The organism is Pseudomonas sp. Irchel 3H9 (genome assembly GCF_900187495.1).
GTDB lineage: Bacteria > Pseudomonadota > Gammaproteobacteria > Pseudomonadales > Pseudomonadaceae > Aquipseudomonas > Aquipseudomonas sivasensis.
In genome coordinates, this window is the sequence record NZ_FYDK01000005.1 from 311,556 (window position 1) to 326,016 (window position 14,461).

The window sequence follows — 14,461 nt, forward strand, 5'->3', positions numbered from 1 at the left end:
ATGCTCAGGCGACAGGCTTTGGCGGTTGGCAGCGTACTGCTCAGCGCACTCACACTGGGTGGTTGGACGTTGTTCAAGCAGAAAGACAAGGGTCCGCTGCTGCTGTCGGCGCGCGATGATGCAGACGGCAAGCACTACGCCGTGGGTTATCACTTGGACGGCAAGCAAGTGTTTGCCACTCAGGTCGGCCAGCGCTGCCACGACATCATCAACCACCCGACACTGCCGATTGCGCTGTTCGTCGCCCGTCGCCCGGGCACCGAAAGTTACTTGATCGACCTGCGTGATGGCGCGCTGCTGCAAACCATCACCTCGAACACCAATCGCCACTTCTACGGCCATGCGGTGATTCACAAGAGCGGCGACTGGCTGTACGCCACCGAGAACGATACGTCAGACCCCGGCCGTGGCTTGCTCGGTGTGTATAAGTTCGAAGGCGAGCGGCTGGTGCACAGCGGCGAACTTTCCACCCACGGCATTGGCCCGCACCAGGTGTCGTGGATGCCCGACGGCGAGACGTTGATCGTGGCCAATGGCGGCATTCGCACCGAAGCCGAAAGCCGCGTGGAGATGAACCTCAATGCCATGGAGCCGAGCCTGGTGTTGATGCAGCGCGATGGCACGCTCATCAGCAAGGAAACCCTGGCCCAGCAGATGAACAGCGTGCGCCATATGGGCATCGCCAGCGATGGCACCATCCTTACCGGGCAGCAGTTCATGGGGCCGTCCCAGGAGCGTTCCGAGTTGCTGGCGATCAAGCGTCCGGGGCAACCGTTCGTGGCGTTTCCAGTGGCAGACGAGCAATTGCAGGCCATGGGGCATTACACCGCCAGCGTCGCGGTGCACAGCGAGTTGCGCCTGGTGGCATTGACGGCGCCACGTGGCAATCGCTTCTTTATCTGGGACATGGACAGCGGCGAACTGCGTCTTGATGGTCCGTTACCCGATTGCGCAGGGGTCGGTGCAGTAGAGGATGGGTTTGTCGTCACCTCCGGCCAAGGCCGTTGCCGCTACTACGATTGCCGCCAGAAACAGTTGGTCGCCAAACCGCTGGAATTACCAGCAGGGCTCTGGGACAACCATCTCCACCTGATCTGACATCCCCCTGTAGCCGCCCGATTTGCCGGCGATGGTGTACTTCAAATCGCCGCCAGGCTTGAAGGCGCCATCGCCGGCAAGTCGGGCTAATACAGGGCCGTTGACCTGTCAAAAATACCGTCTGGAATCCCCACTACACTCGGAGTAATGTTTCGAGCTTGTCTGTTTTCGTCTGTCTCAGTTTTTCCAAGGAACCGGAATATGCTGCGCCGTCGCATGCTGATCATGTTGGGTGTCGTCCTGTTAATCGTCCTGCTGCTGGCGGGCTATAAAGCCTTTTCCATCTATCAGCAGATCCAGGTCTTTTCCAAACCCAAGCCGCCCATGAGTGTCGCCGTCGCCACCGCTGTCGAACAGCCATGGCAGCAACGCCTACCGTCGGTGGGCACGCTCAAGGCTTTGCAAGGCGTCAACCTGAGCCTGGAAATTGCGGGAACGGTCAAAGACGTGCAGTTCGAATCCGGGCAGAAGGTCAAGGCCGGGCAACCCCTGGTGCAACTGGACAGCGCCGTAGAAAGCGCGCTGCTGGAAACCGCTCAGGCCGACTTAGGCCTGGCCCAGTTGGATTACGGACGCGGCAGCCAATTGGTGGGCAGCCAGGCGATTTCCAAAGGCGAGTTCGACCGCCTGTCCGCGCAACTGCAAAAGAACAAAGCCACGGTCAACCAGCTCAAGGCCTCGCTGGCGAAGAAGCATATTGTCGCGCCGTTCAGCGGCACCATCGGCATTCGCCAGGTGGACGTGGGCGACTACCTGGCCAGCGGCACGGTGATCGCCACCTTGCAGGACATCAGCAGCCTGTATGTCGACTTCTATATCCCCGAGCACGCGGTGCCCAAGGTCGCCATCGGCCAAACCGTGCAGGTGCAGGTCTCAGCCTACCCCGGGCAGCAATTCCCCGGTCGCATCAGCGCAATCAACCCCAAGGTCGAGGACAGCACACGCAATGTCCTGGTGCGCGCCACCCTGGTCAACCCGGACAACACACTGCTGCCCGGCATGTTCACCAGCCTCGACGTCTTGCTGCCCAACCCCACCGCACAGATCGTGGTGCCGGAAAGCGCAATTACCTACACCCTCTACGGCAACTCGGTGTACGCCGTGGCCGAGAAGAAGAACGAGAGCGGCGCGCTGGAAAAGGACGCCAATGGCCAACCGCTGCTGGTCGCCGAGCGACGCTTTGTCGAGACCGGCGAACGACGCGGCGGCCTGGTGCTGGTGAGCAAGGGCTTGAGCGCCGGTGAGCAGGTGGTCAGCGCCGGTCAGCTCAAGCTGGATAACGGCACGCCCATCGCCATCAGTCCGGACAAAAACCTGCCGGCAGGGCACTGAGCCATGAAGTTCACAGATGCCTTTATCCGCCGTCCGGTGCTGGCCATGGTGGTCAGCCTGCTCATCGTGCTGCTGGGTTTGCAGGCCTACAGCAAGTTACCGCTGCGCCAATACCCGACCATGGAAAACGCCCTGATAACGGTGACCACCGCCTACCCCGGTGCAAACGCCGAAACCATCCAGGGCTATATCACTCAGCCGTTGCAGCAAAGCCTGGCCAGCGCCGAGGGCATCGACTACATGACCTCGGTGAGTCGCCAGAACTTTTCGGTGATTTCCATCTACGCGCGCATCGGCGCCAACAGTGACCGCTTGTTTACCGAGTTGCTGGCCAAAGCCAATGAGGTAAAAAACAAACTGCCACAAGACGCCGAAGACCCGGTGTTGAGCAAAGAGGCGGCCGACGCTTCGGCGCTGATGTACATCAGTTTCTCCAGCCAGCAACTGAGCAACCCGCAGATCACCGACTACTTGTCTCGCGTCATCCAGCCCAAGCTCGCCACCCTGCCGGGCATGGCAGAAGCGGAGATCCTCGGCAATCAGGTGTTCGCCATGCGTATCTGGCTGGACCCGGTCAAGCTCGCCGGTTTCGGCCTCAGCGCCAGCGACATCACCGACGCCGTGCGCCGTTACAACTTCTTGTCCGCCGCCGGCGAGGTGAAGGGCGAGTTCGTGGTGACCAGCATCAACGCCAACACCGACCTCAAATCCGCTGAAGCCTTTGGCGCCATCGCCGTTAAAACCGACGGTGACAGCCGTGTGCTGCTGCGGGACGTGGCCCGCGTAGAAATGGGCGCGGAAAACTACAACGCCATCAGCTCGTTTGGCGGCACGCCCTCGGTGTACATCGGCATCAAGGCTACCCCCAGCGCCAACCCGCTGGAGGTGATCAAGGAAGTGCGCAAGATCATGCCAGAGCTGGAAGCCCAGCTGCCGCCTACCCTCAAGGCAGAAATTGCCTACGACGCCACGCTATTTATCCAGGCCTCCATCAACGAAGTGGTCAAGACCCTGTTTGAGGCGGTACTGATCGTCATCGTGGTGGTGTTCCTGTTCCTCGGCGCGTTGCGCTCGGTGGTGATCCCGGTGATCACCATCCCGCTGTCGATGATCGGCGTGCTGTTTTTCATGCAATTGATGGGCTATTCGATCAACTTGCTGACGCTGCTGGCGATGGTATTGGCCATCGGCCTGGTGGTGGACGATGCCATCGTGGTCGTAGAAAACATCCACCGGCATATCGAGGAAGGCAAGACGCCATTGGATGCGGCGCTGGAAGGCGCGCGGGAAATTGCTCTGCCGGTGGTGTCCATGACCATCACGTTAGCCGCGGTGTATGCGCCCATTGGTTTTCTCGAAGGGCTCACCGGGGCGCTGTTCAAGGAGTTCGCCCTGACCCTGGCCGGGGCGGTGATCATTTCCGGCATTGTCGCCCTGACCCTGTCACCGATGATGTGCGCCCTGCTGTTGCGCCACGATGAAAACCCGAGCGGCCTGGCTCATCGCCTCGACCGGATTTTTGACAGACTCAAGCGGCGCTATCAACGCATGCTCCACGGCACCCTGAATACGCGGCCGGTGGTGATCGTGTTTGCGCTGATCGTGCTGTGCCTGATCCCGGTGTTCCTCAAGTTCACCCAGTCGCAACTGGCCCCGGACGAAGACCAGGGCATCATCTTCATGATTGCCAGCGCGCCGCAGCCCACCAACCTGGACTACCTCAACACCTACACCGACGAGTTCATCAACATCTTCAAGGAGTTTCCGGAGTACTACTCGTCGTTCCAGATCAATGGCTTCAACGGCGTGCAATCGGGCATCGGCGGTTTCCTGCTCAAGCCGTGGAACGAGCGTGACCGCACCCAGATGCAAATCCTCCCCGAGGTGCAGCATCGCCTCGAGCAGATTCCCGGCTTGCAAGTGTTCGGCTTCAACCTGCCGTCCCTGCCCGGCACGGGTGAGGGCCTGCCGTTTGGCTTTGTGATCAACACCGCCAATGACTATGAGTCGTTGCTGGAAGTGGCCAACCGCGTGAAAAAGCGCGCGATGGAGTCGGGCAAGTTTGCCTTTGTCGACATCGACCTGGCCTTCGACAAACCCGAAGTGGTGGTGGATATCGACCGCGCCAAGGCGGCGCAGATGGGTGTGTCGATGCAAGACCTCGGCGGCACCCTGGCAACCCTGCTGGCGGAGGCGGAGATCAACCGGTTCACCCTCGATGGGCGCAGTTACAAGGTGATCGCTCAGGTAGAACGCGCCTACCGCGACAACCCCGACTGGCTGAACAACTACTACGTGAAAAACACCCAGGGTGAATTGTTGCCGCTGTCGACCCTGATCACACTCACCGACCGCGCCCGACCGCGCCAGTTGAACCAGTTCCAGCAACTCAACTCGGCGCTGATATCAGGCTTTCCGATCGTGAGCATGGGCGAGGCCATCGACACGGTGCGCCAGATCGCCATTGAAGAAACCCCACCCGGCTATGCGTTCGACTACAGCGGTGCGTCCCGACAATTTATTCAGGAAGGCTCGGCGCTGTGGGTAACCTTTGGCCTGGCCCTGGCGATTATCTTCCTGGTGTTGGCGGCGCAGTTCGAAAGTTTCCGTGACCCGCTGGTGATCCTGGTGACGGTGCCGTTGTCGATCTGTGGGGCGCTGATTCCGCTGTTCCTGGGCTGGTCGAGCATGAACATCTACACCCAGGTGGGGTTGGTAACGCTGATCGGCTTGATCAGCAAGCACGGCATTCTGATCGTGGAATTTGCCAACCAGTTGCGTAAGGACAAGGGCCTCACGCCCCGACAAGCCGTGGAGGAAGCCGCATCGATTCGCCTGCGACCAGTGCTGATGACCACAGCCGCCATGGTGTTCGGCATGGTGCCGCTGATTTTCGCGACCGGGGCGGGTGCCGTCAGCCGGTTTGATATCGGGATGGTGATTGCGACGGGGATGTCGATCGGTACGTTGTTTACGCTGTTTGTACTGCCCTGCGTTTATACCCTCCTGGCCAAACCGGATAAGGCTTGAAGCAAAAAAAAGGGCCTCGCATCGCAAGGCCCTTTCGGGGTGGTTTAAATCGTTTCAACTCTGCGGCCTCATCCCTTGAGACATTCCAAACATGAACAGGAGCAACTCGTGATCAGGCTTGGCCGCCACACTCGCCTTGACGACGCGCGGCAACAGGCATTGCGCCCCGTCGTGCGTCGCACTGAGTACCTGTGTGCGAGGCTGTTCCCACGCGGCCAGGGCCAAGGCTGCAACGCCTAAGGCCCCTACCAGAAACATACCTCGTGCTATTTCTAGCTTCATTTGGTTAAACCCTTGATAGCGCTGCCAAACGCCGTCTCGTAAAAGTAGCTGAGTTTTGCCCAGTCGCTATCGTTCCACGACGAATGGCGGCGCAGTTGCAGCATGTCGTGGGACGCTGCCTTATGAGCGGTAATGCGCTGGCGGCACTTCTCAAAATCCAGCAGTGCCACTTCCACGTTGGCCGCGTCGCCCTCGCCCGTCACCCTTACAAAGATATGCTTGATGTACAGGCAACCGTGCTGCCAACGCCCCTTGTGCATACGTGCCAGGGTGCAGGCCAATTCCTTGAGTACGCGCTCGTGGACTAATTCGCCGTAGCGTTCACGGCCACCCGCGGAGTACCAGTTTTCAATTTCGTCAAAACCGTCTAGGGACGCGGTGACCAGCAACGCCTGCCACTGGTGCTCAGCATCGCGGCGCGCCTCGCAGAACACCAACTCCGGCACCCGCACATCCAGCAAGCGCAGCCCCTTGAGGGCATCACGCTCGCGCAGCACCGTGGGGCGCCCAAAGGGGTGCAGCCAACTGCGGTAGATGTGGCCAGTCTGGCGCTTGCTGTAGAGAAGACGCCCATTGGCGCTCATCAGTCGCTGCACACCACTTTCACCGCCGCGACGACGATTGGGCTCTTCGACCCACTCGCCTTGTTGGCGCCAGAAATAATCAAATCTTTCTTCGGGAGCTACGTGACTGCCTGCTACGCACTCAACTGCCATGCTCTTACCTCTTGCGCAATACATACACTCGCCACATGGCGTACAGCGGGATGAAATCCAGAGAATCCTGAACACGGAAACCCGCTTGCTCAAATTCTGCTTCAACAGTAGCAGCTGGTAACACAAATCTGTTTTGGTAACCTTCTTGCTCACCGTTCTTGCGTCGCTGCCCTTCAAGGCGTTTGCGTTTCCAGGCTTTGAAATTGCCATCGACCCACAGCGAAATGATCACGCTGTCGCGGGTAACACGCTGAAACTCCCGCAATATCGCCAGTCGGTGCGCCGGATCACCAATGTGGTGCAACAGGCGCATGCAGAAAATGCTATCGACCGAGTTATCCGGCAAATCGATATCAAAGGCAGATGTCTGCAAAGGTCGTACCCGTTTCACCACATCCGCCGGTTGGGCGGCGGTTGCGACCTTCAACATCGACGCGGAATTGTCGGCGCCAATAATCACACGGTTGGGTTTTTCCGCCAGCAACGGCCAGAAGCGCCCCGCACCACACGGCAAGTCCAGCACCAGGCTAGGCTCACCCGCCATCGCCAACGCACCACGGGCCAATTGTTCGTCGCGCTTGTGGGACAAGCGGCGGGCCAAATTGTCCTGATGCTTGAGCAAATATTCGTGGGCGTGTTCGTCGTCGTACTTGTCGGAAAATTCGAGTTTGATCGGGGTAGGCATCAACGGATCTCCTGTTGCTGATGCCTACAACCTTAAGCAGCGTCCTGTGATCAACAGGTCAACCCATTGTGAAAAACTTGTCCTGTCCAATCTCATATATTTCAAGACTTTACAGATACAAGCAATATCATGGGGCCATCTTCGCCGAATTACGGCGATCTCTGGCAGGATAACGGCAGGGGAAACGGTCAGGCGTTGACCTGACTCAACTGAACATGAAAGCGACAGCCATTGGGTTCCACAGTGCTGAGGGTAACGCTCCAGCCCTGGTTCTCGCAGATGCGCTGGACCAGTGACAAACCCAATCCGAGGCCCTCACCGCGCTTCTCACTGCCGCGGACAAACGGCTCGAACATCGCTTCGCGCTTATCTTCGGGAATGCCGACGCCGCTGTCTTCCACCACAAACCCGGTAGGCTCCAGGGTCAGCCGGATAAAACCGCGTTCGGTGTAATGCAGCGCATTGCGCAACAGGTTGCCCATCACGGCATGCAGGAAGGTCGCGTTGTAGCGGGTATCCAAAGGGTTGCCCGGTTGGTAGATCAACTCCAGGCCCTTGTGCTCAATGGGCTCGCGCCAAATGCCAAGCAGATCATCAGCCACCTGCGACAGGTTGACCTTGGGCGACATGCTGCCATCGTCATGTTGGGCACGGGCGAGCATCAGGAAGGTCTGGACCAGTTCACGCATTTCTTCACAGGCGCGGGCGATTCGCTCGACCTGGTTACGCCCACGCTGATCGATGGCGGGGTTTTCCAGCAGCAGTTCGCAGGAGCTGGCCAGCACCATCAGGGGCGTGCGCAGTTCGTGGCTGACATCGCTGGTAAACAACTGCTCGCGGGACAACGCCTGACGCAGGCGCCCCAGCGTGGCGTCGAAGGCCACGGCCAACTCCCCCACTTCGTCGGCGGCATAGTCGGGCGCCAGGGGCGGCGCCAGGCCAAGCAACTGGTCACGGTGGCGCACCTGACGAGCAAGGCGCACTACCGGCGCCATTACCTTACGGGCCAGCACCCAGCCGAGGAACACCGCCAGCGCCAGGCTGAGCACGAAGCCCACCAACACCACGGCAAACAGCACGCGCTCGCGCTCTTCGAAATCGCTTTGATCTTGCAGCAGCACATAGCGCCGACCGTCGACTACTTCGACCATGGCGTGGTACGACAGCGCCTCACGAAACACCTCATGAAACCCTGGCTCCAGATGGCGCAGGTCCTTGGGCAATTCAAAATCGCCGGGGCCACCGCTGAAGTAAAACAGCTGATCGGGCTCGGGCCGGTGCCGCCAGTCCTCAACGGTGTCCATCAGCAGCAGGCGCTGCAAGTCACCGCCCAAGCCTGCCGAGATCAACTTCTCTTCCACCAGGTGCACGGTCGCGACGATGCCCATGGCGAAGGCGCCCGCCACCAACGCACTCATCAAGGCAAAGGCGATGATGATCCGCTGGGCAAGGCTTTGCTTAAACTCCATCACGGCCCTCGGCCAAGCGGTAACCCACACCATGCACCGTTTGCAGCAGCGGTTTGGCGAACGGCTTATCGATCACTTGCCGCAACTGGTGCACATGGCTGCGCAGGCTGTCGCTGTCCGGGCAGTCATCGCCCCACAGCGCCTCTTCAAGGACTTCCCGACGCAGTACGTGGGGACTCTTCTGCATCAAGACAGCGAGCAGCTTCAGGCCGACCGGGTTGAGTTTGAGCAGGCGCCCTTCGCGGGTAACTTCCAGGGTATCGAGGTCGTAATTAAGATCGGCCACTTGCAGGGCGCGACGACCGCCACCTTGGGCACGGCGCAGCACGGCTTCGATACGCGCGGCCAATTCCGACAGGGCAAACGGTTTGAGCAAATAATCGTCGGCGCCGGACTTGAAGCCCTGCAACCGGTCATCCAACTGGTCGCGAGCGGTGAGCATGATCACCGGCGTGTCGCGGCGGGCGTCTTCACGCAGGCGTTTGCACAAGGTATAGCCATCGATGCCAGGCAGCATGATGTCGAGCACGATCAAGTCGTAGTGCTCGGTTGCGGCCAGGTGCAAGCCCGACAAACCGTCCTGCGCACAGTCCACGGTGTAGCCTTTTAGCCCCAGGTAGTCGGCCAGGTTGGCCAGAATATCGCGGTTGTCTTCAACCAATAGAATTCGCATGGGCAGTGTCTCCGTACGCGGTAACGGCCGTGTTGGCTCGCGCAGCTTAAGGCCAAGTGTGGCTAAGGGATAGAGCTGAAAGGTACGACGATAAAGGTTTTCAACCTTGTAAGGAGTTGAACAAGTTTTTCACTATAGCTTCACAAACTGACTACAGTGTCAGGCAGAAGATCGCCCCCCATTGATATAAGGAACATTGACATGGGGTTTCTCAAGATGGCGCCAATGCGCTATTTGCTGTTGGTAACCGGTGCCTGGCTGGTTATTTTCCTGCTCACTCGCAGCGTACTGCTCATCACCCACCTGGATGAAGTCGGCGGCAACCTGCTGCCGGTGTTTGGCGTGGGCCTGCTGTACGACCTGGGTTTCCTGGCCTATGCAGCACTGCCGCTGGGGCTGTATTTGCTGCTATGCCCACCCGCGCTGTGGCGCCGTCGCGGTCACCGCTGGTTCCTGCAGGCGGTGCTCACCGTCAGCCTGTTCGCCATGCTGTTTACCTCGGTGGCCGAGTGGCTGTTCTGGGATGAGTTCGGCGTGCGCTTCAACTTTATCGCCGTTGATTACCTGGTGTATTCCGATGAGGTATTGAACAACCTGTTGGAGTCCTATCCGATCGGTAAACTGCTGAGCCTGCTAGCCATGCTGGCCATTGTGCTGAGCCTGGCCTTGCGCAAGCCGTTCAACGCGGCGATGAGCGCCCCACTGCCGACAATGCGTGGCCGGCTGGCGAATGCCTTGGGCCTGTTGATCGTGACCGGGCTGAGCCTGCAACTGATCAGCCAAGACAGCCCACGCGCCCAGGGCGGTAACGCTTACAAGAACGAACTGGCCAGCAATGGCCCGTATCAGTTCTTTGCCGCCTTCCGTAATAATGAGTTGGATTACCCGCAGTTCTACAAAACCCTGCCAACGGACGTCGTTGCCCAGCAAATGCGCACCGAACTCAGCGAGCCCAACGCCCGTTTTATCGGTCAGGACCCGCTGGATATTCGCCGCGCCATCACCAACCCGGGGACGCCGCGCAAACCCAATATCGTGCTGGTGACTATCGAAAGTTTCAGCGCCAAATACATGGGCAGCAACGGCGACGAACGCAACCTCACGCCTTACCTCGATGCACTGCGCAAACAGAGCCTGTATTTCAATAACTTCTATGCCACCGGCACCCGCACCGACCGTGGCCTGGAAGCAATTACCCTGGCGATCCCCCCTACGCCCGGGCGCTCGATCGTCAAGCGCATTGGTCGTGAAAGCGGCTTCGCCAGCCTGGGGCAGCAACTCACGGCCGTCGGTTACGACAGCGTGTTCGTGTACGGCGGGCGCGGGTACTTCGATAACATGAACGCGTTTTTCAGCGGTAACGGTTATCGCGTCGTGGACCAGAGCAGCGTGCCCGAGTCGGAAATCTCGTTCAAGAACGCCTGGGGTATGGCTGACGAGGACCTGTACAAACAAACCCTGAAACTGGCCGACACCGACTACGCCAAGCAGCAGCCATTTTTGCTGCAGTTGATGACCACTTCCAACCACCGCCCCTACACCTACCCGGATGGGCGCATCGACATCAAATCCGGGAATGGCCGCGACGGCGCCGTGAAGTACACCGACCATGCCATCGGCCAATTCCTGGAAGCCGCCCGTCAAAAACCCTGGTTCGATAACACGATCTTCATCTTCGTCGCCGACCACACCGCCGGCAGCGCAGGTAAAGAAGATCTGCCCATCACCAACTACCAGATTCCGCTATTCATCTATGCGCCCAAGCTGATCGACCCACGAGAAAGCGCGCAACTGGCCAGCCAGATCGACTTGGCGCCTACGCTGCTGGGCCTGCTCAACCTGAGCTACGAATCAACGTTCTTTGGCCGTAACCTGCTGCAGGAAAACCCATTGCCACCTCGGGTCGTGGTCGGTAACTACCAGCACCTGGGATTGTTCGACGGCAAGGACCTGGCCATTCTCAGCCCGCGCCTGGGCCTACGCCGCCACGACCAAGCCCTGGGTGAAAGCAAAGAGCTGCGCGTCGGCAGCGATGATCCGTTGATCCAGCGGGCGATCAGCTACTACCAGGCTGCCAGTTATGGTTTCAAACAACAGTTGCTGAGCTGGAGGGCGCCCAAGGAAGAGGCCCCGGCATTGAGCACGCGCTAACCAAAACGTCCCGTACAGGTCAGTACGGGACTGTTTCACCAGGGTTCACCATGCGAACCACCCCCGCCCTACCGGCTTCCAAACCTCTCAACTTATGGCTATGCCTCGGCATCCCTGGCGGCGCTGCGCTTCTATTGCTGTTGCTAGAGCTAACCTCGCTGGACATGGACCTCGCCAAGCTGTTCTACAACGGCGCGGAGGGCGGTTTCATCGGGCGTTACAGTTTCTTCCTCGAAGACATCCTGCATGACCGCGCCAAAGAGTTGGTCATCCTGTTCTCGGTCTTGGCGATCCTGGGATTTGTCGGCACGTTTGTCCTCCAACGGCTCAAACCCTATCGCCGCGAACTGGGCTGCCTGGTGCTCTCACTCGGGCTGGCGACGGCGTTTGTCTCTCCGCTGAAAACCATCACCGGCGTCCAGTGTCCATGGAGTGTCCAGGAGTTCGGCGGTCAGGAAACCTACAGCAAACTGCTGAGCCCTCGCCCGCCCACCGATAAACCCGGGCGCTGCTGGCCAGGCGGTCATGCCGCCACCGGGTTCGCCTTGTTCGCGCTGTTTTTTGCACTGCGTGACAGGCAGCCGCGCATGGCTCGCTACGCATTCATCTTCGCCGTCGGCTTGGGCAGCGTCTTTTCCGTCAGCCGTATGATGCAAGGCGCACACTTCTTTTCCCATAACGTGTGGACGGCGATTTTCTGCTGGCTGATCTGCCTGGGGCTGTATTGCCTGTTGCTGTACCGGCCATCCAAGCGCGCAACGCACACCTGACCCCAAAGCAACGCCCACAAAAAAGCCCCGCCTGCATCACTGCAGGCGGGGCTTTTTCAGTACAGGGGTAAGGCTGGCTTACATCATGCCGCCCATGCCACCCATGCCGCCCATGTCTGGCATACCGCCACCGCCAGCGCCTTCAGCCTTCGGCTTGTCAGCAATGGCAACTTCGGTAGTCAGCAGCAGACCGGCGATCGAAGCGGCAGCTTGCAGTGCCGAACGGGTGACTTTGGTTGGGTCCAGGATACCCATTTCAACCATGTCGCCGTATTCGCTGGTTGCAGCGTTGTAACCGTAGTTACCTTTACCGTTCTTCACTTCGTTGACCACAACACTTGGCTCGTCGCCGCTGTTGGAAGCGATCTGGCGCAGTGGGGATTCAACGGCGCGACGCAGAACAGCGATACCGACGTTCTGGTCAGCGTTATCGCCTTTCAGGTCAACCAAGGCTTCCAGAGCACGGATCAGCGCAACGCCACCGCCAGGTACCACGCCTTCTTCAACGGCTGCACGGGTTGCGTGCAGGGCGTCTTCAACGCGGGCTTTCTTCTCTTTCATTTCAACTTCGGAACCAGCGCCAACCTTGATCACTGCAACGCCGCCGGACAGCTTGGCCAGACGCTCTTGCAGTTTTTCACGGTCGTAGTCCGAGGAAGTCTCGGCAACCTGGGCGCGGATCTGATTGATGCGGGACTGGATGTCGCCATCAACGCCAGCACCGTCAACGATGATGGTGTTTTCTTTGGAGATGGTCACGCGCTTGGCACTACCCAGGTTTTCCAGGGTGGCGCTTTCCAGGCTCAGGCCGATCTCTTCGGAGATTACGGTACCGCCGGTCAGAACAGCGATGTCCTGCAGCATGGCCTTGCGACGGTCGCCGAAGCCTGGAGCCTTGACGGCTGCAACCTTGACGATGCCACGCATGTTGTTCACAACCAGAGTCGCCAGGGCTTCGCCTTCAACGTCTTCGGAAACGATCAGCAGTGGGCGACCGGCTTTAGCAACGGCTTCCAGCACTGGCAGCATTTCGCGGATGTTGGAGATCTTTTTGTCGACCAGCAGGATCAGCGGGCTTTCCAGCTCGGCAACCATGGTTTCTGGCTTGTTGACGAAGTACGGGGACAGGTAGCCACGGTCGAACTGCATGCCTTCTACAACCGACAGTTCGTTTTCCAGGCCAGTGCCTTCTTCAACGGTGATCACGCCTTCTTTACCGACTTTTTCCATGGCTTCGGCAATGATGTCGCCGATGGAGCTGTCGGAGTTGGCGGAGATGGTGCCTACCTGAGCGATAGCCTTGGTGTCAGCGCATGGCTTGGACAGGTTTTTCAGCTCGGCAACAACGGCGATGGTGGCCTTGTCGATACCGCGCTTGAGGTCCATCGGGTTCATGCCGGCAGCGACGGCTTTCAGGCCTTCGTTGACGATCGACTGAGCCAGAACGGTGGCGGTGGTAGTACCGTCGCCTGCGTCATCGTTGGCACGGGAGGCAACGTCTTTGACCAGCTGCGCGCCCATGTTTTCGAAACGGTCTTCCAGTTCGATTTCTTTAGCTACAGAAACGCCGTCCTTGGTGATGGTCGGAGCGCCGAAGCTCTTCTCGATGATCACGTTACGACCTTTCGGGCCCAGGGTAGCTTTTACTGCGTCAGCCAGGATGTTGACACCGGTGAGCATTTTTTTACGGGCGGAATCGCCGAATTTAACTTCTTTAGCAGCCATGATCGATATTCCTTAAATACTTTGTAGTAACGGGAAAATGAGCGGGGAAATCAGTCTTCCAGAACAGCGAGAATCTCGTTCTCAGCCATAACCAGCAGGTCTTCGCCGTCGACTTTCACAGTGTTGCTGCCGGAGTAAGGGCCAAATACAACCTTGTCACCGACTTTAACGGCCAGCGCACGTACGTCACCGTTTTCCAGAGTCTTGCCTGGGCCTGCAGCGACGATCACACCGTGGTTGGCTTTTTCAGCAGCCGAACCTGGCAGAACGATACCGCCAGCGGTTTTCTTTTCTTCTTCGCTGCGACGGATTACGACGCGGTCGTGCAGAGGACGAAGCTTGCTCATTGTCGATCTCTCCTAATTGTGTTTTTCATCGGCCGGTGTCAGTACCGGCAGGTTGTTATCCGGCTGTGCCGGTCGCGCCTCGCCAAGCAAGACGCGGAAGTCTGTCTGGTGTCGCCACCAGAAACCTTGCGGTGACCGTTACATAAGGGCGCATAAGCTTATTACAAGGGCGATCGGCGGAAT

General features: G+C 59.0%; 12 protein-coding genes. 5 read left to right on the forward strand and 7 right to left on the reverse strand.

Going from position 1 to position 14,461, the window contains the following annotated elements; genetic code table 11:
- The 3 genes from CKW32_RS20130 (at position 1) to CKW32_RS20140 (ending at position 5,460) form a co-directional block, all read left to right on the forward strand.
- On the forward strand, positions 1-1,098 hold the full coding sequence (locus tag CKW32_RS20130) for a DUF1513 domain-containing protein (RefSeq protein ID WP_032891083.1): 1,098 nt from the start codon (positions 1-3) through the stop codon (positions 1,096-1,098).
- A 201-nt stretch (positions 1,099-1,299) separates the two neighbouring features.
- Complete coding sequence (locus CKW32_RS20135; RefSeq protein ID WP_095185787.1) at positions 1,300-2,430, forward strand: efflux RND transporter periplasmic adaptor subunit; 1,131 nt, start codon at positions 1,300-1,302, stop codon at positions 2,428-2,430.
- A gap of 3 nt (positions 2,431-2,433) precedes the next feature.
- On the forward strand, positions 2,434-5,460 hold the full coding sequence (locus CKW32_RS20140) for a multidrug efflux RND transporter permease subunit (protein ID WP_095185788.1): 3,027 nt from the start codon (positions 2,434-2,436) through the stop codon (positions 5,458-5,460).
- Positions 5,461-5,514: 54 nt separating this feature from the next.
- Here the strand turns inward: CKW32_RS20140 and CKW32_RS20145 are convergent, their stop codons facing one another.
- From CKW32_RS20145 to colR, 5 genes are all read right to left on the reverse strand, one after another.
- Positions 5,515-5,742 (reverse strand): hypothetical protein, encoded by a 228-nt coding sequence (locus tag CKW32_RS20145; protein ID WP_095185789.1) that lies wholly within the window; start codon positions 5,740-5,742, stop codon positions 5,515-5,517.
- Positions 5,739-6,458 carry a lipopolysaccharide kinase InaA family protein gene (locus CKW32_RS20150; protein WP_095185790.1) on the reverse strand — a complete coding sequence of 240 codons (720 nt, stop codon included), beginning with the start codon at positions 6,456-6,458 and terminating at the stop codon, positions 5,739-5,741. Before CKW32_RS20150 ends, CKW32_RS20145 begins: the two co-directional genes overlap by 4 nt.
- A 4-nt stretch (positions 6,459-6,462) precedes the next feature.
- Positions 6,463-7,143: a class I SAM-dependent methyltransferase gene (locus tag CKW32_RS20155; protein WP_032890833.1), complete on the reverse strand. Its 681-nt coding sequence runs from the start codon at positions 7,141-7,143 to the stop codon at positions 6,463-6,465.
- 188 nt (positions 7,144-7,331) lie between these two features.
- Entirely contained in the window at positions 7,332-8,612 is a 1,281-nt protein-coding gene (locus CKW32_RS20160; protein ID WP_095185791.1) for a HAMP domain-containing sensor histidine kinase, read from the reverse strand.
- Positions 8,602-9,285 carry a two-component system response regulator ColR gene (gene colR / locus CKW32_RS20165; RefSeq protein WP_027605482.1) on the reverse strand — a complete coding sequence of 228 codons (684 nt, stop codon included), beginning with the start codon at positions 9,283-9,285 and terminating at the stop codon, positions 8,602-8,604. The genes CKW32_RS20160 and colR overlap by 11 nt, the downstream gene beginning before the upstream one ends.
- A 201-nt stretch (positions 9,286-9,486) precedes the next feature.
- On the opposite strand from colR, the gene CKW32_RS20170 reads away from it, so the two are divergent.
- Positions 9,487-11,436 (forward strand): LTA synthase family protein, encoded by a 1,950-nt coding sequence (locus CKW32_RS20170; RefSeq protein WP_095185792.1) that lies wholly within the window; start codon positions 9,487-9,489, stop codon positions 11,434-11,436.
- Positions 11,437-11,486: 50 nt separating this feature from the next.
- Positions 11,487-12,206 (forward strand): phosphatase PAP2 family protein, encoded by a 720-nt coding sequence (locus tag CKW32_RS20175; RefSeq protein ID WP_095185793.1) that lies wholly within the window; start codon positions 11,487-11,489, stop codon positions 12,204-12,206.
- 78 nt (positions 12,207-12,284) lie between these two features.
- Here the strand turns inward: CKW32_RS20175 and groL are convergent, their stop codons facing one another.
- Both groL and groES read right to left on the reverse strand, forming a co-directional pair.
- Positions 12,285-13,931 (reverse strand): chaperonin GroEL, encoded by a 1,647-nt coding sequence (gene groL / locus CKW32_RS20180; protein WP_032890825.1) that lies wholly within the window; start codon positions 13,929-13,931, stop codon positions 12,285-12,287.
- A 50-nt stretch (positions 13,932-13,981) separates the two neighbouring features.
- Positions 13,982-14,278 carry a co-chaperone GroES gene (gene groES / locus CKW32_RS20185; RefSeq protein ID WP_003175874.1) on the reverse strand — a complete coding sequence of 99 codons (297 nt, stop codon included), beginning with the start codon at positions 14,276-14,278 and terminating at the stop codon, positions 13,982-13,984.
- Positions 14,279-14,461 lie beyond the last annotated feature (183 nt).